20 protein-coding genes and 1 pseudogene are annotated in these 22,253 nt (G+C 54.5%); 14 read left to right on the forward strand and 7 right to left on the reverse strand.

What is annotated here, in order from left to right:
- Nucleotides 1–7: 7 nt before the first annotated feature.
- On the forward strand, nt 8–1,339 hold the full coding sequence (gene pmbA / locus C2U68_RS16955; protein ID WP_140913650.1) for a metalloprotease PmbA: 1,332 nt from the start codon (nt 8–10) through the stop codon (nt 1,337–1,339).
- A gap of 98 nt (nt 1,340–1,437) precedes the next feature.
- Here pmbA and C2U68_RS16960 read toward each other — a convergent pair whose 3' ends face one another.
- The 3 genes from C2U68_RS16960 to C2U68_RS16970 form a co-directional block, all read right to left on the reverse strand.
- The gene (locus C2U68_RS16960) at nt 1,438–2,910 is read right to left on the reverse strand and encodes an MATE family efflux transporter (RefSeq protein ID WP_140913651.1); all 1,473 of its coding nucleotides are present in this window, start codon (nt 2,908–2,910) and stop codon (nt 1,438–1,440) included.
- A 115-nt stretch (nt 2,911–3,025) separates the two neighbouring features.
- Entirely contained in the window at nt 3,026–4,543 is a 1,518-nt protein-coding gene (locus C2U68_RS16965) for an NAD-dependent succinate-semialdehyde dehydrogenase (RefSeq protein WP_260839383.1), read from the reverse strand.
- A 20-nt stretch (nt 4,544–4,563) separates the two neighbouring features.
- Entirely contained in the window at nt 4,564–5,112 is a 549-nt protein-coding gene (locus tag C2U68_RS16970; RefSeq protein ID WP_260839384.1) for a tautomerase family protein, read from the reverse strand.
- A gap of 237 nt (nt 5,113–5,349) precedes the next feature.
- On the opposite strand from C2U68_RS16970, the gene C2U68_RS16975 reads away from it, so the two are divergent.
- Entirely contained in the window at nt 5,350–6,306 is a 957-nt protein-coding gene (locus tag C2U68_RS16975; RefSeq protein WP_140913652.1) for a LysR family transcriptional regulator, read from the forward strand.
- On the opposite strand, the gene C2U68_RS16980 is transcribed toward C2U68_RS16975, so the two are convergent.
- Nucleotides 6,267–6,992, reverse strand: coding sequence for a glutathione S-transferase family protein (locus C2U68_RS16980; protein WP_140913653.1), 726 nt, complete (start codon nt 6,990–6,992; stop codon nt 6,267–6,269). The two genes, C2U68_RS16975 and C2U68_RS16980, sit on opposite strands and share 40 nt — an antisense overlap.
- 96 nt (nt 6,993–7,088) lie before the next feature.
- Complete coding sequence (locus tag C2U68_RS16985) at nt 7,089–7,532, reverse strand: winged helix-turn-helix transcriptional regulator (RefSeq protein ID WP_140913654.1); 444 nt, start codon at nt 7,530–7,532, stop codon at nt 7,089–7,091.
- A gap of 103 nt (nt 7,533–7,635) precedes the next feature.
- On the opposite strand from C2U68_RS16985, the gene C2U68_RS16990 reads away from it, so the two are divergent.
- The 7 genes from C2U68_RS16990 (at nt 7,636) to C2U68_RS17020 (ending at nt 15,632) form a co-directional block, all read left to right on the forward strand.
- Nucleotides 7,636–7,767 carry an SDR family NAD(P)-dependent oxidoreductase gene (locus C2U68_RS16990; RefSeq protein ID WP_260839385.1) on the forward strand — a complete coding sequence of 44 codons (132 nt, stop codon included), beginning with the start codon at nt 7,636–7,638 and terminating at the stop codon, nt 7,765–7,767.
- Entirely contained in the window at nt 7,764–8,222 is a 459-nt protein-coding gene (locus C2U68_RS16995) for a PaaI family thioesterase (protein WP_140913655.1), read from the forward strand. Before C2U68_RS16990 ends, C2U68_RS16995 begins: the two co-directional genes overlap by 4 nt.
- Nucleotides 8,223–8,280: 58 nt before the next feature.
- A complete protein-coding gene (locus C2U68_RS17000) occupies nt 8,281–9,027 on the forward strand; it encodes an SDR family oxidoreductase (protein ID WP_140913656.1) in 747 nt (248 codons plus the stop codon).
- 116 nt (nt 9,028–9,143) lie between these two features.
- On the forward strand, nt 9,144–9,716 hold the full coding sequence (locus C2U68_RS17005; protein WP_140913657.1) for a TetR/AcrR family transcriptional regulator: 573 nt from the start codon (nt 9,144–9,146) through the stop codon (nt 9,714–9,716).
- 44 nt (nt 9,717–9,760) lie between these two features.
- Nucleotides 9,761–10,939, forward strand: coding sequence for an efflux RND transporter periplasmic adaptor subunit (locus tag C2U68_RS17010; RefSeq protein WP_260839386.1), 1,179 nt, complete (start codon nt 9,761–9,763; stop codon nt 10,937–10,939).
- Nucleotides 10,936–14,049, forward strand: a complete 3,114-nt coding sequence (locus C2U68_RS17015; RefSeq protein ID WP_140913658.1) for an efflux RND transporter permease subunit — start codon at nt 10,936–10,938, stop codon at nt 14,047–14,049. The genes C2U68_RS17010 and C2U68_RS17015 overlap by 4 nt, the downstream gene beginning before the upstream one ends.
- Nucleotides 14,050–14,168: 119 nt before the next feature.
- Nucleotides 14,169–15,632: an efflux transporter outer membrane subunit gene (locus tag C2U68_RS17020; RefSeq protein WP_140913659.1), complete on the forward strand. Its 1,464-nt coding sequence runs from the start codon at nt 14,169–14,171 to the stop codon at nt 15,630–15,632.
- Nucleotides 15,633–15,857: 225 nt separating this feature from the next.
- On the opposite strand, the gene C2U68_RS17025 is transcribed toward C2U68_RS17020, so the two are convergent.
- Together C2U68_RS17025 and thiO are read right to left on the reverse strand one after the other, a co-directional pair.
- Nucleotides 15,858–16,871: a quinone-dependent dihydroorotate dehydrogenase gene (locus C2U68_RS17025; RefSeq protein WP_140913660.1), complete on the reverse strand. Its 1,014-nt coding sequence runs from the start codon at nt 16,869–16,871 to the stop codon at nt 15,858–15,860.
- On the reverse strand, nt 16,868–17,971 hold the full coding sequence (thiO, locus tag C2U68_RS17030; protein WP_140913661.1) for a glycine oxidase ThiO: 1,104 nt from the start codon (nt 17,969–17,971) through the stop codon (nt 16,868–16,870). Before thiO ends, C2U68_RS17025 begins: the two co-directional genes overlap by 4 nt.
- Before the next feature lie 313 nt (nt 17,972–18,284).
- On the opposite strand from thiO, the gene C2U68_RS17035 reads away from it, so the two are divergent.
- The 5 genes and pseudogenes from C2U68_RS17035 to C2U68_RS17055 all read left to right on the forward strand — a co-directional run.
- Nucleotides 18,285–19,199 carry a porin family protein gene (locus C2U68_RS17035; RefSeq protein ID WP_140913662.1) on the forward strand — a complete coding sequence of 305 codons (915 nt, stop codon included), beginning with the start codon at nt 18,285–18,287 and terminating at the stop codon, nt 19,197–19,199.
- Between the two features lie 131 nt (nt 19,200–19,330).
- Nucleotides 19,331–20,278: a prolyl aminopeptidase gene (gene pip / locus C2U68_RS17040; RefSeq protein ID WP_140913663.1), complete on the forward strand. Its 948-nt coding sequence runs from the start codon at nt 19,331–19,333 to the stop codon at nt 20,276–20,278.
- A 17-nt stretch (nt 20,279–20,295) separates the two neighbouring features.
- Nucleotides 20,296–20,877 (forward strand): UbiX family flavin prenyltransferase, encoded by a 582-nt coding sequence (locus tag C2U68_RS17045; RefSeq protein ID WP_140913664.1) that lies wholly within the window; start codon nt 20,296–20,298, stop codon nt 20,875–20,877.
- 218 nt (nt 20,878–21,095) lie between these two features.
- Nucleotides 21,096–21,743, forward strand: a complete 648-nt coding sequence (gene hxlA / locus C2U68_RS17050; RefSeq protein ID WP_140913665.1) for a 3-hexulose-6-phosphate synthase — start codon at nt 21,096–21,098, stop codon at nt 21,741–21,743.
- Nucleotides 21,744–21,892: 149 nt separating this feature from the next.
- Nucleotides 21,893–22,253 (forward strand): annotated as a pseudogene (locus tag C2U68_RS17055) (transketolase); the annotation flags it as partial.

Here is a 22,253-nt window from a genome sequence, read left to right on the forward strand (position 1 = left end):
ATTTGCCGTGCAAAATCAGGAAGAAATCAATCGTTTGAAAAATGTGGTTCAACAATTGTTGGACGAAGCCAAACTACAGGGAGCCACTGCCGCAGAAGCGGCATTCAGCGTGGACAATGGGCTGTCGGTGTCGGCTCGACTCGGGGAAGTGGAAACCGTGGAGTACCACTGCGATCAAGGCATTGGCGTCACCGTGTATTTCGGCAAAAGGAAGGGCTCTGCCAGTACCAATGACATTTCCGGCGAATCGTTGAAGGAAACCGTCAAGGCGGCGTGCAGTATCGCCCACTACGCCAGCGAAGACGAGTTTGCCGGCCTGCCCGATCCCGAGCGGTTGGCTACGGAATTTCCCGATCTCGATTTAAACCATCCGTGGCAGCTCAATGCCGAGCAAGCTATCGAGCTGGCGATCGAGTGCGAAAACGCGGCGCGCAGTTATAGCTCTGTGATCAGCAACTCCGAGGGGGCTTCAGTCAATACCCATCAGGGCACACGGGTGTTCGGCAATTCATTGGGTTTTTTGCAGGGTTACCAGTCCAGCCGGCACTCCTTGAGTTGCTCGGTACTCGCCGGCAGCGGCGACGCCATGCAACGAGACTATTGGTATAGTGTGGCGCGTAACCCGAGTGATCTGGAAGCTGCCGCACAAGTCGGCGGAAAAGCCGCGCAACGTACCCTAGCGCGGTTAGACGCCCGGCCTCTCGGCACCCGGCAATGTCCGGTGTTGTTTGCGCCGGAAATGGCCTCCAGTTTGATCGGAGCGTTGCTGGGCGCGATCAGCGGCGGTAGTCTGTACCGGAAGTCATCTTTTTTATTGGACAGCCTCGGAAAGCAAATTCTGCCGGAGTTTGTGCGGATACACGAGCAGCCGTTGTTAAAGCGGGCGTTGGGAAGCGCGAGCTACGACGCGGAAGGTGTCGCGACCCGGGCTCGAGACATCGTCAGTAGCGGTATTTTGCAATCTTACATACTCAGTAGCTATTCGGCGCGCAAGCTGGGTATGCAAACCACCGGCAATGCCGGCGGTGTACATAACCTGACGGTCGAGCCGGGCAGCAACGATTTTGCCGGCATGCTGAAACAGCTCGGGACCGGTTTGTTGGTAACGGAGTTGATGGGGCAGGGCGTGAATCGGGTGACCGGCGATTATTCCCGCGGCGCTTCCGGGTTTTGGGTCGAAAATGGCGTTATCCAATACCCCGTCCAAGAAATCACCATTGCTGGCAATTTAAAGTCCATGCTGCGAAATATCGTGGCGATCGGCAACGACGTGGATATGCGCGGCAACATCAGAGTCGGTTCGATTTTGCTGGAGCAAATGGCGATTGCCGGCGAATAATCTTAGCCTTTGAAAGCAGCAGTGCCTTATAAATCAAGAGATTCAGGTACGGTGGCGTGAGAGTCCGAGGATGTAAATCCTTAGGGCTACACGAACAGCTAACGCACGTTTTCGTACCTTTGGACTTCAATCTGCTTAGATCTCTCAGAAAACATTAAAAAGCTTACTGTGCTTAGCATGCCTGAGATCAATGCTCCAATCGCTATAATGGAGAAAAGGACATCCATGTTCTGGTGATAAAGAAATACAATGATGGAACCGCATGCAGCGAATGCAAAGCGCGTAAAAATTGCCGTTATGGGCCAGAACACTTTGCCCGCACCTTGCCCGGCAAAATAAAACGCAAATACAAAAGCAATCATACCGTACACCGGTCCGACTGCTTTTAGGTACTTTTCACCAACGAACAGAACATCCGTCGAGCTAGTGAACAAGTTCATCCAAATGCCTGGATGGTATGCCAAGGACAAACCGACCAGTTCAACCATAGCGCCAACAAACAGGGCATTGAGTAACGCCGCTTGCCTTGCTCTTTTGATATTGCCGGCACCGATGTTGGTACCCACTATCGTCAATACCGCTGTACCAAACCCAAACATGACCGGTATTAGCAAATACTCCATACGCGAGGCAATGCCATAGCCAGCCAAGGCCGGTACGCCAAAAACACCGACCACCGAGGTAATCGCAGTGACCGACAAGTTGGAAAAAATAGCACTGAGTGATGACGGCAAGCCGACGGCCAAAATTTGCTTGAAATAGTGATAACGAATTCGGTGCCGCCGTAACCGTAAAATACTGCTTGACGAGCGCATGTAACCAATAATTAAAAGCAGTGAGGCAGCATTGCAAATCAGTTGGGCATAGCCCGCACCTGCAATTCCTAACTTCGGCGTACCCAATAGTCCCAATATCAATACGGGCGATAGTAATAGACAGGCTAGGACATTTCCCAGCGTTATCAACGCAGGCACTTTGACATTGCCTGCCCCGCGTAAAGCAGACTGCAGCAATATATAAACCCAGTTAATGGTGGCCGAACCAAACAGTATGTCCGAATAAAGCAGTGCTTGTTGTAAGGCATCTCCGGTTCCACCCAGCGATGCGTAAATCGGGCGGCCAAATACCAGTAGCACAAGGGTAAATAGCCCGCCAAATGCGATACCTATCAAGGTAGCGTGATAGGCCAATCGTTCCGCACTTTCTATATCACTGGCACCGATGGCTCGAGCGACTGCGGAAGATACTCCCCCGCCTATGCCTCCATTCGACATCATTATCATCAACATAACCAGCGGTATCACCAATGATGCGCCCGCAATCGAATCCACCCCTAATGAACTGACAAAATAAGTTTCTGCAACGCTAACTATTGCGGACAGAAACATGACACCAACCGTCGGCAATGCCAATTTAACCAATACTGGAAACAAGGGGCCCGATAAAATCATCGTCACATGTTTTTCCCGGTTTGATATCAATTTGGACTGGATTTTCAGCTGGGAGCAATCATCACTATTTCCGTGCTGGATTTGCTGATCGTTAAATTTTGAAAGCCTTGGCTTTTTCATGTAATGGTTTAGAAGTTATCTTGAATGAAGTCAGGCCTGGAGATACCAAATTCCGCATTCTTGGTGCCTGGCGGATTAAGGCATCTCCTTTAGCTCTCCAACATATGGGGTTTATTTAAGATGGGATGACCGGCCCCCACGGCGAAGCGCCGGGCGGTGCGACATTGACCAATTTTTCGTTTACAAACTCGTAAAAACCGCGCTCCGATAACTCGCGGCCAAACCCCGAGTTTTTGATGCCGCCAAACGGCAGTTCCGGAGCCGTCCAGGCGGGCTGGTTGATGAAAACCATGCCGCTTTCAATTTCCACCGCGACGGCTCGGCCGCGTTCGACATCGGCGGTAAAAATGGATGCACCGAGTCCAAACGAGGTTGCGTTGGCCAAAGCAATGGCTTGCGCTTCGCTATCAACCACGTAAATGGCGGCGACCGGGCCAAACAGTTCTTGTTGATAGATCGGATTATTTGCGTCTATTTCGGTGATGACCGTAGGCTCAAGAAAGTAGCCTGGTCTGTCGATTCTTTTACCGCCAAGTACGACGTTGGCACCGCCGGCTTGGGCCTGAGCAATCTGATCGAGCAGCAGCTTCAGCGCTTTTCCCGAGGATAGTGGCGCCAACGTCGTGGCCGGATGCAGTGGATCGCCGGCGTGCAAGGACGACATGCGTTCGACAAAACCGTCCAGAAACGCCTTGCCGCGCGCTTGCCCCACCACAATAAAGCGTTTCGAGCCAACGCAGCATTGGCCGCAGTTGAACATGCGCCCGAACAAGGCGCTATCGAGCGTGGACTCAAGCGGAGCGTCTTCCAATACCAGTAGCGGGTCGCTCCCACCCATTTCCGCTACGACTTTTTTCAATGCTCGCCCAGCGCGTCCCGCCACCGCGGCGCCAGCAGTTTCGCTACCGGTTACGGTGACGCCACGCACCCGCGGATCGTCGATGACGCGGCCGATTTGTTCGATAGTCGCGAATAGATTCGTGTACACACCGGCCGGAGTGCCGGCGTCTTCGAATAGCCTGGCTAAAGCCAGTGCCGACTGCGGGACGTTTTCCGCATGTTTCAGCAATAAGACGTTGCCGGCCATCAATTGCGGGCCAGCAACGCGCGCAACTTGGTAATAAGGAAAATTCCAGGGCTCTATGCCCAGAATTACCCCTATTGGTTCGATCGATACTTGGGCGGTCGGTGCTTCCGGCAAGGCTTTCGGTGCAAGATACTTTTTCGCATTTTTGGCGTAGTACTGGAGTATCCCGGCGGTAATGTCTACTTCTGCGTATGCCTCGCCAATGAGCTTACCCATTTCTAACGTCAAATATTGCGCGTACTCTTCTTTCCTTTCCAGCAGGATCGATGCTGCTTTCGTCAGAACCTTAGCGCGTTCATCGACCGAATAACGGCGCCACGCCTCCCGATAGGCTTGATCGGCTTTCGCAATGGCAAGCTCAAGATCAGAATCGGATAGTTCAGGATAAGCTGCTAGTAATTCGCCGGATGAGGGGTTGATGGATTGATAAGCCATATTTCTATCTCGTTTTAGTCGATACCGCCTTGCTAAGAGGCATAAAGCCAGACCGATAGCGCGATCAGAAACGTGTATCGATGATTTTGGAAAAAGTGCCCGGTTCACCATGAACGGGGCACTCGTATTAACTAACCGGTTACGCCTGGAGACAGTAAAAAGTGGCCTGCGGGTAGTTTTTCTTGGTATGTGTAAGGACTGGCCTTGTTTTCCGCAACCCAACGTTTTTCGGCTATCGATTCGAAGGGCGGGGGTAATTCGCCTTGTAGCGACCAAAGATCGAATGGGGTTTCGTCAATTGAAATTTCCCAATCGAATCCGCGCTCTTTCACAAAAGGCGCAATGACTTCGTCAAGCGTTCGCATCCACCATTCTCGTATGATAGGCCCAGGCAATGTCCGGGCGATTTGGTCGATCTTGAATCGAACGAACTTGTCATTACGTACGCCACCGACGAAGCAATTACCTTTCGCCACTTCTTCGAAAATGACCACGGCGTAAAATCTTGGGATGGGTACGCCCGCATAGACGTTAGTGATTTGCTCAGCCAATTCTTGTTTGTCTTCGGCACTGAACGCATTGGTAGGATGATAGACTTTCCACAAAGGCATGATGATTCTCCTGATATTTGAGTAAGTTTTGGTGATCTTGCTAACCACCTTGTTTTTCTCAATCAGCATTCCGCCAAAACTCCGCGCTTGCTGCACGATTGAGAGTAAGGAGACGGGCCACCGCGTTGGCTTGTAAATTCCTTGGGGGGGAAAACTAAGCGCCGGTGGCTGCGTCGGGGATAAATTTATGCCTGAGACCGCAGGCGGTAAAATGCTTTGTATTCATGCGCCTATGAAAATAATTGATGCCAAACGCCCCCGGCATTTCGGTAACATAGCCCGCCTTTACATCCCGGAAACCCAGCCATGGCGGACTTAAGAACGTTTGATTTGAATCTATTGATCGCCTTCGATCTGCTGATGAAGGAACGCAACGTGTCGCGGGCGGCGGACAAAATGTTCATTAGCCAGTCGGCAATGAGCCACGTGCTGCAACGCTTGCGGCAACAACTGGAAGATCCGTTGCTGGTGAAAACCCCGGCGGGCATGACGCCGACACTACGCGCGTTGTCCCTGGTGGCTCCGGTAGCGGCGGTACTCAAAGATGTGGAAGGTTTGATTCGCGCGCCGGCGCCGTTCGATCCCGCCACTTGTCGGCGCTCTTTTACCATTGCGGCGACGGATTACGTGGAAGCCTTGCTTTTACCCATACTGGCGCCTCGCATTGCTCAACAGGCACCGGGCGTGGATATTCATTTCAAACGTACCAGCAGCCATTTTCCTTCGCATGCGCTGGAGCAAGGTGAGATAGACCTGATACTGGGTTTTGAAGTGATGTTGAATCCCTCCAAGCATCTACATTGCGAACGGCTGTTCGATGATTTCATGGTCTGCGTGGCGCGCATCGGCCACCCGCGAGTGAATGCGGCATTAACGCTGGAAGACTATATAGACCTACCGCATATTCTGGTGTCCAGAACCGGCGCCAGTACCGGGCAGGTAGACAGCTGGTTGGCGGAACATGGCCGTGAGCGGCGTGTGGCGCTGACCGTGTCGCATTTTTTATCCGCGTCGATGATTGTGGCGCAAACGGACATGGTCATGGCTTTTCCCAAACGCACGGCCGAACAATTTGCTCAGACTTTGCCTTTACAATTGGTGCCCTTGCCGCTGGATTTACCGCATTACGACACGGTAATGGTCTGGCATCCGCTGCAAGACCAGGAGTTTGCCAATCGCTGGCTACGAGAAGAAATCCGTGCGGCTTGCGCCACGCTGGACCATCAATCGCCAAACTTAGGTTCGCCCAATTCGGGAAAATAGCGTTCTTGAATGCGCCGACAATAATCGACTAAGGCGGATTGGGTTAAGGCATAATCCTTGACCGGCGAACTGACCGGGCAGGCCAATAGATTGATCAATACGCCGAAGGCCGAGGCATCGACGCTAGAGGGCCGATCGCCCAGTAAAAACATCTTGTTTTGAAGCGCGGCGGACACAGCCGCTAGATCGTGCCGGCCCAATTCGAAAATATGTGCGGCAGGTAGCCGGCCAATGCCTTGGCCGCGTAGTTGCCCCCGAATCCGCAGCCGATAGAGTGCGGCCACCACATCCGCCCAGGGTTGCTGTAAACCTTGGAAGATCGCCTGTTTATTGATGTGCCAATTTTCCGCTCCGTATTGCCAACGGCTGTACATGCACACCCAGTACAAATGTTCTTCCAATAAACGTTGCCAGGCCAGCGCTTGCGCACTTTGCTCGGCCGACAAATGCCCATCCAGGCTATCGCCGTAATGCTCTCGCAGATAGCCGATAATCAGCCGGCTATCGGCAAGCTTTTGACCGTTGTCTTCTATGAAGGGCAGCTTGCCGAAGGGCGCAAAGAGGGGCAACGTTTCGGCAATCCGGTATTCGATGCCGGCCATGCGCAGATAGGTTTCCAGCTTGACGCAAAACTGGCTGGGGTTGGGAATGTTCCAGGCTCTGGGAAATTGATACAACGTAATCATGTGGAACTTCGTTTCTGACTCACTACGACTGACGACATGCGCCTTAGAAATTGCCAGCTATTGTATCTGTTAAAAAGGGGGTGCCGGGTGAATTGATCAGCCTTCGTCCGGCAACACAAAGCGTAACGGCCGCGTGCCTATCTTTGCCCCCGTCACCTCGTCGATGGTCACCGGTTTAATATACTCTCCCGTTTGAACATCCTGGATACGCACCAACGGACCGTCGCCGCGATACTGGCTCCCCCAGGCGCCAATCATCATAAGCACCGGCAGAAAGTCGCGGCCAGCGGCTGTCAATACATACTCCTCGCGCGGCGGTCGCTCCGAATAAAGCCGTTTTTCCAATAATCCTTCCTCAGTTAACGTCGCCAAGCGCCGGGTCAGTATCGTCGGCGCTATACCGAGGCTTTTCCGAAATTGGTCGAAGCGGGTTAGGCCGAAATGGGCGTCCCGCAGTATCAATAAACTCCAGGTGTCGCCAAGAAAAGCTAGGCAGCGAGCGATCGGACAAGGGTCGGCGCAATTATTTTTATCGTTCATACATTTTTAGTAGTGACTTGGTTTCATTTTGATAGTAACATTGCTTTCAAAATGATAGTAACACTTAGTCGACAGACTATCCACCCTCAAAAAGAGATTCGATATGAGCAATAAAGACAATGCTCTAGCCCTGGTCACCGGCGCATCTTCGGGCATCGGGCTGGTAACGGCCAAGGCCCTGCAACAAGCCGGTTACCGCGTATTCGGAATTCGTCGCAGGGTGACAGTACGATGAGTCTCGTAAACAAAATCGGTGCCGGGCTCAATGGCCTAGACCAGCTGCGCGCCTTAATGGCCTCGGGGCTGAAGCCTGGAATCATGGTGTCGCTGGATTTCGAGCTGGTGGAGGTCGACCTCGGCAAAGCCGTATTTGCCGGCAAGCCGGGCGAGCATGCATACAACCCTCTGGGCACCGTTCATGGCGGCTATGCGGCCGCTTTGTTGGACTCTGCCTGCGGCTGCGCCGTCCACTCCCAGCTCACCGAGAAACAGACCTACACGACTCTGGAATTGAAAATTGCCTATCACAGGGCGATGACCAAAAAAACAGGACTACTGCGGGCGGAAGGCAGCGTTCTGAGCCTGGCTCGGCAAGCGGCATTTGCCGAAGCTCGACTTACCGACAGCAGAGGCCGGCTCTATGCCTCGGCGACATCAACCTTATTGATATTCGATAGGCGTGGCTCGTGATGCGATTCGACCGCGCATAAATGCATTACCCCTTTTACACCAAGCCAAAGGACACAACATGAAACTGAACGACAATACCATCCTCATCACTGGCGGCGCTTCCGGCATCGGTCGCGGTCTAGCCGAGGCCTTCCACAAGCTGGGCAACAAAGTCATCATTGCCGGACGCCGCAAGGCTTGGCTTGATGAGGTCGTCGCGGCCAATCCCGGCATGGATGCCATCGAACTGGACGTCGCCGACCCGACCAGCATCAATGCCGTGGCGCAAACTCTGATAGCCCGTTATCCGGCACTCAATGTGTTAATCAACAATGCCGGCATCATGACCTTCGACGATGCGGCGGGTCGAATCGACGAAGCGGCGTCGCGCCGCCTGATCGATACCAACCTGCTCGGGCCCGTCTTACTGACCTCGGCGTTGATCGAGCATCTGAAACGTCAGTCGCGCGCCACCATCATCTACAACTCATCTATCCTGGCTTTCGTGCCGATGGCGCCCAGCGCGATCTATTCCGCCACCAAGGCCGCGCTGCATTCCTACGCGCTGTCACAACGCTTCTTGTTGCGCGGCACCAATGTGAGTGTGCAGGAAATCGCGCCGCCCTGGGTGGACACCGATATTATCCAAAAGCGCGGCGACCCTCGCGCCATGCCGGTCGATGTGTTTATCGCCGAAACCATGCAGGGCTTGGCAACTGAAGCCCCGGAAGTGGTCGTCGAGGCTGTTCGTGCGCTTAGGGCCAATCCAGGGCCCGAAGAGCACGCGTTTGTCGACGGCTTCAACGCCAGCATGATCGCCAACTAGTTCTGAATCCTGAGCTGAACTGAAAACCAGGGGAGCGACGTTTCGATGCAAGGAAGCGGCCGCTCCCAGTCAGATTGCTTTGTTTTGCCGAGGCAAAACTTATTTCAAGCATGACTATGTCGACTAAACCCGCAAATGTGCGTACACGAATCTTGTTGGCGGCGAAAGAGCTGTTTTCAACCCAAGGTATTAGAGCCACTGGCGTAGATACGATTGTCAAATCAGCGAACATCAACAAGATGAGTCTGTACAAGCATTTCTCCTCCAAAGAGGCGTTGATTGTCGCTTATCTGCAAAACAGCGATAGCGAATTTTGGTCTTGGTTTGTCGAGCAAATCGAGGTTAACGCTCGGACGCCAAAAGACAAGCTAATCGCCATTTTCGATGTTCATGCTGGATGGCTGGTTAGTCCTGACTTTCAAGGTTGCCCATTGATTAAGGCATCTGTGGAGTTTCCCGATCAAAGTCATCCGGTACATCAAGTATCCGCGGCGTTTTACCGCAAGTTTCGAAGTTACATGACCGATCTAGCCGGACAAGCCGGGGCGCAGTTTCCGGAAAGGTTGGCCGGACAACTCTGCGTCTTATTCCAAGGCGCCATTGTATCCGAGCAATTGCAGCGAAATTCCGTTGCGGGGAATTACGCCAAGCTGGCCGCCGAGATACTGATTGCAATCAACATCGAATGACTATTTCGAATATTACCGAACCTTTTACCGAAGGAGGAAGCAACATGCCGAAACCCAACATACCGTTTATGCCGATTCCACTTGACTGGTTTCAGTCCCGATACACAAACAAAAGCCGGTTGTTGGCCGTGTTGTTGCCTCTGATGGTCGCCTCTGGATGCGGCGATCAGGACAAACCAGCTCAAGCGGTTTCCCGGCCGGTGAAGGTGTTTCGAATCCAGGACCATGTCGCAACCAGCGCTAGAAATTTTGCCGGGGAAGTCAGGGCGAGAATCGAGACACCGTTATCCTTCCGGGTGGCTGGGAAACTGCTGGAGCGCAAAGTTGATGTCGGCGACCGGGTGCGGAAAGGTCAGCTGCTGGCAATACTGGATGGCAATGATTACCACCTCGCCGTTCAAAGCCTTAAGGCTCAGCTGGCTTCCGCTCAGGCCGACAGCAATTTCTTGCGCGACGATCTTGTTAGATACCGCGAGCTGTTGGCTCAGCAAGTCATCAGTCCGCCGGAGTTCGAGCGGCATGAAACCGCTTATACCGCAGCGCGAGAGCGGACGGCGGCGCTGGAAGCGCAATTGGGCGAGGCGCTTAACCAGCTATCCTATACCGAGCTGCATGCCGACCGCGACGGCGTGGTCACGGCGTTGGCTGTCGAAGCCGGACAAGTGCTGGCCGCCGGTCAGGCCGTGGTAACGCTGGCCCAGCTCGACGAAAAGGAAGTTCATTTCGACGTTCCCGAGCATCGCTTGTCGGAAATCCGGCGTCAACAAGACGTTAATGTGTCTTTGTGGTCCGACGACAACCGGCGGATCAAGGCCAAAATTCGCGAGATCGCCTCGGCCGCCGATCCGTCCAGCCGCACCTACCGCGCCAAGGCCACCTTGCTCGAAGGCCTGGAAGCCGCGCAATTGGGCATGACGGCGACCGTTCAACTCGCGGCGAATACTGTTTCCGGCATCGCCATCCCACTTTCTGCAATCTATACCCGGCAAAATCAACCGGATCATCCTCTAGTCTGGCAGGTCGACGAGCAGTCGGCTACCGTCAAATCCGTGCCGGTTAAGCTGGGCGAAACGCTGGCCGGCGAACGCATTGCCGTCGAGGGACTCGCCGCCGGCCAATTGCTGGTCAGCGCCGGCGTCCAGCGTCTCGCCGAAGGGCAGGCCGTCCGCTTGCCGGCAGAAAATGCATTGGGTACGCATGGCGCTACAGAGGGATCGCTATGAAAGCCTTCAACCTCAGCGAGTGGGTACTTAAACACCGCTCCTTCACCGGCTTTATGCTCGCACTGGTGGTGCTCGGCGGCCTATTCGCTTATTACAAACTGGGCCAGCAGGAAGATCCGCCGTTCACCTTTCGCATCATGGTGGTCAAGACCCTTTATCCCGGCGCCACCGCGCTGGAAGTGGAACAGCAGTTGACCGACAGGCTGGAAAAGAAAATCCAGGAACTGCCTGACCTGGATTACTTGCGCAGTTATTCCAAACCCGGCGAATCGGTGATTTTCGTCACGCCGCGCGAAGATACGCCGCCCAAGGACATTCCCGAGCTTTGGTATCAAGTGCGCAAGAAGGTCGACGACATCCGCATGACGCTGCCGCCTGGCAGCATCGGGCCGTTTTTCAACGACGAATTCGGCGATACCTATAGCTTGATCTACGCCTTCTCCGGTGAGGGCTTTAGCTATGCCGAGCTGAAATTGGCTGCCGATTCGGTCCGCCAACAGCTGTTGCGGGTCAAGGATGTCGAGAAGGTCGATTTGATCGGCGTGCAGGATGAAAAGATATTCGTCGAATTTTCCGATAAAAAGCTGGCCGAGTTGGGCCTGGAGACGGCGGCGGTTGCCCAGGCCTTGCAGGCGCAGAACGGCATGACACCGGCCGGCACGGTGTTTTCTCCGCAGCGCAACCTGCCGATACGCCTGACCGGCGCGTTCGACTCGGAAGACAGTGTCGCCAATATGGCGGTGCGCATCGCCAATCGCACCTTCAAGGTTAGCGACTTTGCTAGGGTGACGCGCGGCTATGTCGATCCGGCGGAATTCAAGATGCGTTTCAACGGCAAGCCGGCGCTTGGTCTCGGCGTGACGATGAACAAGAAAGGCAACGTGATCGACCTGGAAAAAGCCTTGGAGGAGACGCTGACCCGTATAAACAGCGAGTTACCGTTAGGCATGGACGTGGAAACGGTCGCCAATCAAGGCCGTGTGGTGAAAAATCAGATGGCGGAATTCGGCCGTACCTTCTTCGAAGCGTTGGCCACGGTGTTGGTGGTGAGTTTCTTGAGCCTGGGTTGGCGTACCGGTTCCGTGGTGGCGCTGACCGTGCCGCTGGTGCTGGCCGCCACCTTGCTGGTCATGCTGCTGTGCGGCATCGATTTGCAACGCATTTCCTTGGGTGCTTTGATTCTGGCGCTAGGCTTGCTGGTGGACGATGCGATGATTGCCGTCGAGATGATGGCCCGCAAGCTGGAAGAAGGTTGGGACCGGATGCGCGCCGCGACCTATGCTTACACCGCCACCGCCTTTCCGATGCTGACCGGCACCTTGATCACCATCGCCGGTTTCTTGCCGGTGGGTCTGGCGCAATCCTCCGCCGGCGAATACACCGTGGCGATTTTCCAGGTGGTCGGCATTTCCCTGATACTGTCCTGGATAGGCGCGGTGGTGTTCACTCCGTATTTGGGCTTTTTGATACTCAAGGTGCATGCAAACGGCAACCAAGCGGCTCACGACTTGTTCGATACGCCGTTCTACAACCGGCTGCGCCGCTGGGTGGATGCCTGTGTCGCGCACCGCAAGAAAGTGATTATCGCCACGCTGGCCTTGTTCGGCCTCGGAGTGGTGGCGTTGGCCCATGTCCCCGAACAGTTCTTTCCGCTGTCCAACCGGCCTGAAGTCATCGTCGACCTGTGGCTGCCGGAGGGCAGCTCCTTCGAACAAACCGAAGCCGCCGCCAAGCGCATGGAAGTGCTATTAGCCAAGGACGAAGATGTGGAACATGTCGCCAGCTATATCGGCAGCGGCACCCCGAGATTTTTCATGTTGATCGTGCAGCAACTGGCGAATACCAATCTGGCCGAATTGGTGGTGATGACCAAGGATAACCAGGCACGCGAACGGGTGATGCAACGCATCCGGCAGATGCTTGAGACGGATTTTCCGAATGTCAGGGGCCGAGTGAAGCGGCTTAATGTTGGGCCGCCGATGGATTATCCCTTGGCGTTCAGGGTGCTTGGCGAAAACCCCAACATCGTGCGCGGCATCGCCGAGCGGGTGGCCGACGTAGTGCGTAACCATCCCGGCACCGTGGACGTCAACGACGACTGGCACGACCGCATGCCTTCGTTCCGTTTGGTCCTGGATCAGGACAAGGCCCGCGCCCTCGGCGTGTCGACGGCCAGCCTGTCGCAAGCCTTGCAGGCACATTACGCCGGCATCCCGGTCGGTCAGTTGCGCGAGCAGGATAAATTAATCGACATCGTCTGGCGGGCCAGCCCCGAACTGCGCACTGCCGCCGACGAAATGCCGGATGTCGCGGTTCGCACGGCTAATGGCAAGTCGGTATCGCTGTCGCAGTTCGTCAAGTTCGAAACCGTGTTCGAGGACGGCGTGCGCTGGCGGCGTAACCGCTTCCCGGCTATTTCGGTGCGCGCCGATGTGGCCGACGGCAAGATGGCCCCGGACGTGGCAGCACAAATCGTCCCGAAACTTAAACCAATCCAGGATAGCCTGCCGGCCGGCTATTTCATCGAAACCGGCGGTTCCAAGGAAGATGCGGTGACCGCGCAGAAGTCGATTCTGATCTGGATTCCGCTGGTGCTGATTGTCACGCTGATCTTGTTGATGATGCAGTTGCAGAATCTGTCCAGGACTTTCATGGTGTTCAGCACCGCGCCGCTGGGAGTGATCGGCGCGGCCTTCGCCTTGCTGTTGTTCCGGGCGCCGTTCGGCTTCGTGGCCTTGCTCGGCATCCTGGCGCTGGCCGGCATGATCATGCGCAATTCGGTGATTCTGGTCGACCAGATCGATCAAGACGAACAGTCGGGACTAGACACCTGGTCGGCCATCGTCGAATCCACGGTGCGGCGTTTTCGGCCGATTATGCTAACCGCGGCGGCAGCCATACTGGCGATGATACCGTTATCGCGCAACGATTTCTTCGGCCCGCAGGCCATCGCCATTATGGGTGGACTGACGGTGGCGACCGCGTTGACGGTGTTTTTCCTGCCGGCGTTGTATGCGGCTTGGTTTAGGGTGGAGCGTGGAGATGCCAAAGCTCTCTCTTCCGCTGAGGACCTAAAAGCCCCTCTCCTCGAGGGAGAGGGGTTGGGGTGAGGGGATAAAGCTTTGTTTTTATACCCACATCCTAACCTTCTCCCAAGGGGAGAAGGAATAACCCCCGCTTTTAGGATCATCCTCGCGGGTACCACGCGATGCGACCACGGAGTTTTGCAATGAATAATAGAGTTTTAACACCGCTAACCCTTCTGTCCCTGGTTAGTCTAATTGCCTGCACGCCAACCCGCGTGGGCGACCAAGTGGCGCTCAGCAGCCCGGCAACCTGGCAACACGCGCCCAGCGCCCAAGCCTCCGAAGCGGTTGATCTAAAGACTTGGTGGCAAGGTTTCAATGATTCCTTGCTGAATGAATTGATAGACCAAGCCTTAACCGCCAACCACGATCTGAGAATCGCCGCCGCTCGCGTTCGCGAAGCCAACGCGATGGTGACCGTCGCCGAAGCGGCCTTGTATCCCAGTCTGGATTTCTCACTCTCCGGCGGCCGGGAAAAACGCATCGACCGTATCGTCGGCGTGCCGAGCGGGCAAGGCATCAAATTGATCACGCCGACCGCCGATGCCGTCAGCGGCGGATTGGTGGCACGCTGGGAAATCGACTTGTTCGGTGGTCGGCATTTGGAAGCGGAAGCCGCTGCCTCGCAAGCCGAAGGCAGCAAGGAAGGCTTGCATGTGGCGCAAGTCGGTCTGCTGGCGCAAGTGGCGACCAACTATCTGGAACTGCGCGGCGTGCAGCAACGTACCGGCATTCTGCAAAACAATATAGCCTTGCAGCGCGAACGGCTGAGGACTTTACAGGTATTTCATAAAGCCGGCCTGGCTAACGAAGCGGATGTTGCCCGTCAGCAGACGTTGTTGCAGGGTACCGAAGCGATACTTCCGCAACTGGTCAACGCCGGGCAAAAGCTCATCCATCGCTTGGGCGTGTTGCTGGGCGAGCCGCCGGAAAACCTGGAAAAGCGGCTGGCCGTCGCCGGCCCGTTGCCGAAACAAGCGCCGACCGTGCCCAACCTGTTACCGGCCGACCTATTGGCGCAACGGCCCGATTTGCGATTGGCGCAAACCGAAGTCAGCGCCGCGGCGGCCAGCCTGGGTTCGGCGCGAGCCGATCTTTATCCGAAGCTGGTGCTGTCGGCCAGCGGAGGCCTCGGCGCGATTGCGGTCGGCGGTTTTCCGAGTCTGGCCGATAGCGTCTATGCCTTGGGCTCGGGGCTTTCCGCGCCGATATTCAACGCCGGCCGCATCCGCGCCCATATTGCCGCCGCGGATGCGCGGCTGGATCAAGTCGCAGCCAGTTACGAGAAGACTTTTTTGCTGGCCCTGGAAGACGTGGAAAACGCCTTCGTCGCCCATCGTTCCGCAACCGATAGCTTAGGCCGATTGACTGAAGCGGAAGCCTCGGCGGAGAAAGCTTACCGGCTGGTCGATGCGCTGTATCAGCGCGGTGCAGGCAATTATCTGGCCGTTCTGGATGCGCAGCGCAGCAAGCTGGCCGTCAGCGACGAGCGGGCCAAAGCCGAAACGGCGATCGGCGTGGCGATGGTGTCGTTGTATCGGGCTTTCGGTGGCGGCTGGGCGATGGATGCGTCGGTGAGCGCCTTCGAAAATGCATCTGCAAGGTGATTCGCGGCGAGTTGGCATCGGCTAGCGAGCCCTGAAAGCGCCGAAGACGATGAATGATCGAGTGACCGCGCCAAATAGAGGGGGGCGTAAAAGGTAGGTTATGCTTCATGCTATGAAGTCCAACGTTTTGATTTTGTTGGGTTACGCTACGCTAACCCAACCTAAATTTTGACTTTTACGACAGCCTCAAATAGATGGGTTTGATAAGGTCAGGGGGCTAGCGGATTAGATGGTGTTCAATATCTCTTCGATCAGTTGCGGCCCTTTGTAAATCAAGCCGCTGTAAATCTGCACCAAGCTGGCGCCAGCGGCTAATTTCGCCTGGGCATCTTCACCGCTCAAAATTCCGCCGGCGGCGATAATCGGCAGTTTTCCGCCTAATTCCGCCGCCAGGCCTTTAACGACGCGCGTCGAACTTTCCCTGACCGGTGCGCCGCTCAAGCCGCCGGTTTCGTCGGCGTGCTTATGGCCTTTAATGTGGTCGCGGGCGATGGTGGTGTTGGTGGCGATCACACCGTCAATCGCAAATTCGATTAGTAAGCCTGCAATATGGCTTATTTCCTCGTCAGTTAAATCGGGGGCTATCTTCACGGCGATAGGCGTGTATTTACCCTGCGCGGTCTGCAGCTTTAATTGTTCTTCTTTCAGAGCGCTCAATAATTGTTTGATCTCGTCGCCTTGCTGTAATTGCCGCAAGTTCTTGGTGTTGGGTGAGGAAATGTTGATGGTGATATAGCTGGCCGCGGCATAGCTTTTTCTTAAGCCGATCAAATAGTCTTCGGTGGCGTTTTCCAAGGGCGTATCGGCGTTCTTGCCGATATTGATACCCAATATTCCGCGATACTGGCATTTGCCGACTTGTGCCAGCAAATGGTCGATGCCGAAATTGTTAAACCCCATCCGGTTAATGATGGCTTCATGTTCCGGGAGCCGAAACAGCCGTGGCTTGGGGTTCCCCGGTTGCGGGCGCGGTGTGACCGTGCCGATTTCGATAAAGCCAAAGCCCAAATCGGCCAACGCGTCGATATAGTCGCCGTTTTTATCCAGACCGGCCGCCAGTCCGAGCGGATTTTTAAAATTCAAGCCCATTACCTCGACCGGCTTGCTGCTCGATTTCGCCCGGCTTAGCGTGGATAGGCCGGTTTGTTTCGCCAGTTTGAGCAAGTCTAGGGTGACATGATGGGCGGTCTCCGGGTCAAGCGAAAACAATAGCGGGCGCAGGTAGGGATATAGGTTCATGATGCGGTAGCAGGTTTTAACGAATAAGGAGAAGGATCCAGGTCGGTTGGCCGTTGCAGAACCAGATCGGCCAGTAATTTGGCGGATGCCGGCCCCATGACCAGACCATTGCGGAAATGACCGGCATTGATGTAAAGATTTTCGATGTCCGGATGTCGGCCAATAAATGGGATGCCCTGCGGGCTGCCGGGGCGCAGGCCGGCCCAATGGTGACTGACCGGGAACTGCTGCAGGGTTGGCAGCAGTTGCGTGGCGAACCGATAGAGTTGTTCGCGAGCCTGTTCCGTGGTGGTTTTGTCGAAACCGGCCTGTTCGACTGTGCTGCCTACCAGAATCTTACCGTCGCGGCGGGGAATCAAATACTGGTCCCCGTCCAGAACCATATACTGCAGTGTGTCAGGCTTGGCGTCGAATAGCAGCATTTGGCCTCGAACCGGGCGGATGTTGATATCGACCGGCCAATCCGGCAGCAAATTGTTTAAAAATTCGCGAGTCCAGGCGCCAGTGCTGACGACCAGTTCGTTCACCGTAAAGCGACCGTGTCTGGTTTTTACGCCGGCGATGCGGCGATTGACGACGTCGATTTCCTCGATTTCGGTATCGCTGATGAATTGGGTGCCGAGTTGGGACAAATATGCGGATAGAGATTTCAGCAGGCGCGGATTGCGGGCCTGAGCGATGCCCGGAAGCCATATCGGTTGCTCGAGTCGGGTTGTGAGCGCTGCGGTCAGTTCGGCGGAAGCGGTCTGGAATGCCACGTCGTAGTGACGGCACCAGCGTTCCGCCGCTTCAAAATCGGGATTCTTGCAAATCAGCATGCCGCACTCCCGCCATTCCGGGTCGATCCCGGTACTAGCTAGCAGTTCTGCACTTAACTGCGGATACAGTTTCAAACTTTGTATTGCCAGCTCGGAAATGGCTTCAGCTTGCCGCCATGGATAAATCGGCAGCAAAATGCCGCCGCCTGCCCACGAGGATTCGGTGCCGGGGCCGGCTTTGTCTAGCAGGGTGGCTTCGCGTCCGGCTTTGCGAAATTCGCGGGCGGCAAGTTGGCCGCTAATGCCGGCGCCGATGATCAAAATGTCCAGATGATGGGTCATGCAGATAAAGGGAATGTCGGACTAAAGATGCTTTTTTAAAGTATCACGAAGCTATTGCGCTAGATAGGTTTTAGGCATTGGTGGTGGCTGTGTGAAAAAACAAAAAAATGTTGTTTATTTTTGACATTATTTGATTCAGGATTACAAATGCTTCATATATTATTGATTTAAATCAATTTTTTTTGGTCAAAAAAATAAGCTTAAAACTTGTATGGCTGGTGTTTTGCTGCTATTATTGCCCACGTGAAGAAATCCTGTGTTGCTTTAAAGCTAATTCAGTCTTAACAATAACAACCCTTGGGGGGGAACAACAATGAGTTTTACTAAAACCAAATTAGCGCTGGGTGTTGCTGCAGCGACTTTGACAATGGCTGGAGCGATGGTTGCCCCGCAAGCCCAAGCAGCTGACAACAAAGCCGAGCGCGTTGCCGACGCCGCCGCCAGAAAAGCTGAAGCTCTGGAAGCGCAAATGCAACAAATGGCCGAGCAAATGCAAGCCATGCAAGCGGAATTGAGCCGTGTTAAGTCTTCTTCCACAAAAGACTCTACCGAAACCGCCAAAATTCAAGAACTGGATCAGTGGATGGCGTCTGTTAAAGCTGCCCCGGCCGCTTCCGGTGCCAAAGACAACTTGGTTGCGGTTCGTGGTGGTTGGACTCGCCTCGATCAATCCAGAAAGGCAGGTGCTAACCAGCCGGGAGCTATTCTCAGTGGCTCTGATTTGTTGTCTGATAATGGAAACGCAGACGGTTTCTACTTTGGTGGCGCTTTTGATTTCAACGTTAACAACGATTTGTTCGGTTTGATGGACGATACCTCGTTTGGCATCGAATTGGGTGTTGAATATTCTGAATTCGGTACTGGTCAGAATAATCTGACAGCTACATATCCTGCGGCTTTGGGTACAACTGGGATTGCTGTAAGTCCGGGAACTTCTACCGACAATCGTTTGCGTATCAATGCCTCTCCAAAAATTAAATTCATGCACGGCAGCAAATTGCGTCCCTGGATTATTCCGGTCGGTCTGGAGTTGAACATATTGGGTGTTCCTTCTCGTGCGGTTTCCGTTCTCAATTCAGGCATGCAGTTTGGCGGTGGTGTGGAGTACGAATTGTTCAGAGGCATCGTTTTGGGTTCCGACGTTCGTTACCACTATTCGACCAGCAAAATCGACGGCACAGAGACCGACGGTTTCAGCGCTGGCGGTTCTGTAGGTTTCAAATTCTAAATCCACAAGCCGCTGGATTATCCAAAAAGGGAAGGTTTCGCCTTCCCTTTTTTTATGCCGTAAAGGTTTTGTTATACTGCTCCGCCCCAGTGCGGCGTCGGTCGGTTGCGTAAGTTCTATCCTCAAAGGCAATGAAATCTCTTTATCCTGAAATTTCTCCATTTCATACCTTTTTTCTGGAAACCGGGAGCGACCATCGCGTCTATGTCGAGCAATCCGGCAACCCGGCCGGAATTCCGGCGATATTTTTGCACGGCGGTCCCTGTTCCGGAACCAAGCCGGACCATCGCCGTTTCTTTGATCCTGAGCGCTACCACATCATTTTGATGGACCAGCGCGGATGCGGTCTGTCCGAGCCTTTCGGCGAACTGGCGGGGAATACGACGCAAGATTTGCTGGTAGATATGGAGCGTATCCGCGCACGTTTGGAAATTCGACAGTGGTTGTTGTTTGGTGGTTCTTGGGGAGGCGCCTTAGCTTTGCTCTACGCACAGCACTACCCTGAGAATGTGTTGGCCATGATTTTGCGTGGTGTGTTTTTGGCGCGGCGGGGCGATTTGGAATGGTTTCTCGGCGAATATGGCGTGAACCGGGTCTATCCGGAATTGTGGCAGGAGCTGCAGGAGAATTTGCCGGAGCTACCGGGCGGCACCATGCTGGAGCGCTTCTGCGAGGCGGTGTTTAGTTCCGATCAGGAGCTTGCCAAGAGTGCGGCTAGGCTATGGCAGGCTTGGAGTGGTCAGGTGGCGCTTGGCGCTGATTATCAGGAGAGTTTGGAGGCTGTCAGCGAAAAGACGTTGCGGCAAGTCAAGATGGAATTACACTACGCCGTCCACGATTACTTTATCGCTGAAAATCAGATTTTGCCCAATTGCCCCAAATTGCGGGGAATTCCGACGGTTGTAATTCATGGACGTAACGATTTGACTTGCCCGATAGAGGCCGGGTGGCGGTTGTGCAACGCATTGCCCGGGGCACGCTTCCAGGTTTTGCCCCATGCCGGCCATATTGCTCGCGGCGAGGAAATGATCGACGCGTTGGTTTCCGCCGCGGACGAGATGGCGATGGTTTTGGCTTGAGAATTGACGGCGGGAGCATGGAACATAGAAAACGGATTGTCATCGGCATGACCGGCGCTACCGGTGCGATTTACGGTGTGCGGATGCTGGAAATTTTACGCGAACGCGGTGGCTGGGAAACTCATTTGGTGATTTCTTCCGCCGGCTTGGTCAACTTGAAATACGAGTTGGGCATGGATCGAGCCGAGCTTTACGGAATGGCCGACGTTACCCACGGCATCAATGATATTGCCTCTTGCATTGCCAGTGGCTCGTTCAAGACCGAAGGGGTGGTGATCGCGCCCTGTTCAATGAAGACCTTGGCCGCGGTGGCGCACGGTTTTGGCGATAACCTGATTTCCCGTGCCGCAGACGTGGCGCTGAAAGAGCGGCGCAAAACCGTGCTGGTGCCGCGGGAGACGCCCTTGAATTTGGCGCATATTCGCAATATGGCGGCCGTGACTGAAATGGGCGGGATTATTTTTCCGCCGATGCCGGCGTTCTATAACAAGAGCGATTCGTTACGTGCCATGGTTGACGAAGGTGTTGGGCGTATCCTGGAGATGTTCGGTGTCGATGCCTCCGGATTGTATAAACCTTGGGGCGGTCTTTCCGGCTGAAGCTTGCTTATCCCGCTATCGACTGGGGTTTTTCGCTTTGAAATAGCAGCTCTTCAATTGACAGGGTGCTACGTTCTGATTTAGAGTTGCCCCACTCGCTTAAACCGCCCACTGACAAAGGCTTGCGGCGCTCTCCATTCGGTGACGAATGAGAGATTCACGGAAGGGGTGGGTCTCAAAAACAATAACTGTAACCACAACAATCGGAGCACATTAATATGGCAAGACCATTAATTCAAATGGCGTTGGACTCACTGGATTTCGACCAAACCGTAGCATTGGCAGATAAAGTAGCGCCTTACGTCGACATTTTTGAAATCGGTACCCCTTGCATCAAATATAACGGTATTAACTTGGTTAAAGAACTGAGAAACCGTTACCCAGACAAATTGTTGTTGGTCGACCTGAAAACCATGGACGCCGGCGAATACGAAGCAGGCGCTTTCTACGCAGCCGGCGCAGACATCTGCACCGTGTTGGGCGTATCCGGTTTGGCTACCATCGGTGGCGTAATCAAAGCGGCAAAAAAATATGCTGCGGAAGTACAAGTTGACCTGATCAACGTGCCAAGCAAATCCGAGTGCGCACGCGAATCAGCCAAACTGGGCGCGCAAATCATGGGCGTTCACACCGGTCTGGACGCACAAGCGGCTGGTCAAACTCCGTTCGGCGACCTGAACGAAGTCGCTTCTTTGGGTTTGAACGTTCGCGTTTCTGTTGCCGGCGGTATCAAGCCTGCAACCATCGATCAAACCGTTAAAGCCGGCGCCAACATCATCGTTGTCGGTGCAGCTATCTACGGTGCGCCATGCCCAGCCACAGCGGCTAAAGAAATCCGCGAATTGGTAGACGCTGCAGCTGCATAAGCCAAATTTGGCAACGCCTAGTTTCTAGGAAATATCGAGGACGGGTGGTTCGCGCCACTCGTCCTTTTGTTTGTTATATCCCCAGTTTTTTAGTGCGGTCCCGATAAGGGGCTGCTAACACCGTATAAGATTCAATTTAGGAGACCAACATGCCTTCGCGTCGAGACTTAGCGAACGCCATCCGCGCACTTAGCATGGACGCGGTACAAAAAGCCAATTCAGGACACCCTGGAGCCCCGATGGGGATGGCCGATATCGCCGAAGTACTGTGGAACGATTTTCTGAACCACAACCCCAATAACCCGAAATGGGCCAACCGCGACCGCTTCGTGCTGTCCAACGGTCACGGCTCCATGCTGATTTACTCGTTGTTGCACCTGTCGGGCTACAACCTGCCGATCGACGAACTGAAACAGTTCCGTCAACTGCATTCCAAAACCCCGGGCCACCCTGAATACGGCTACACCGACGGCGTCGAAACCACCACCGGCCCGCTGGGCCAAGGCATCA

The organism is Methylomonas koyamae (assembly GCF_006483455.1).
Taxonomy (GTDB): domain Bacteria; phylum Pseudomonadota; class Gammaproteobacteria; order Methylococcales; family Methylomonadaceae; genus Methylomonas; species Methylomonas koyamae_B.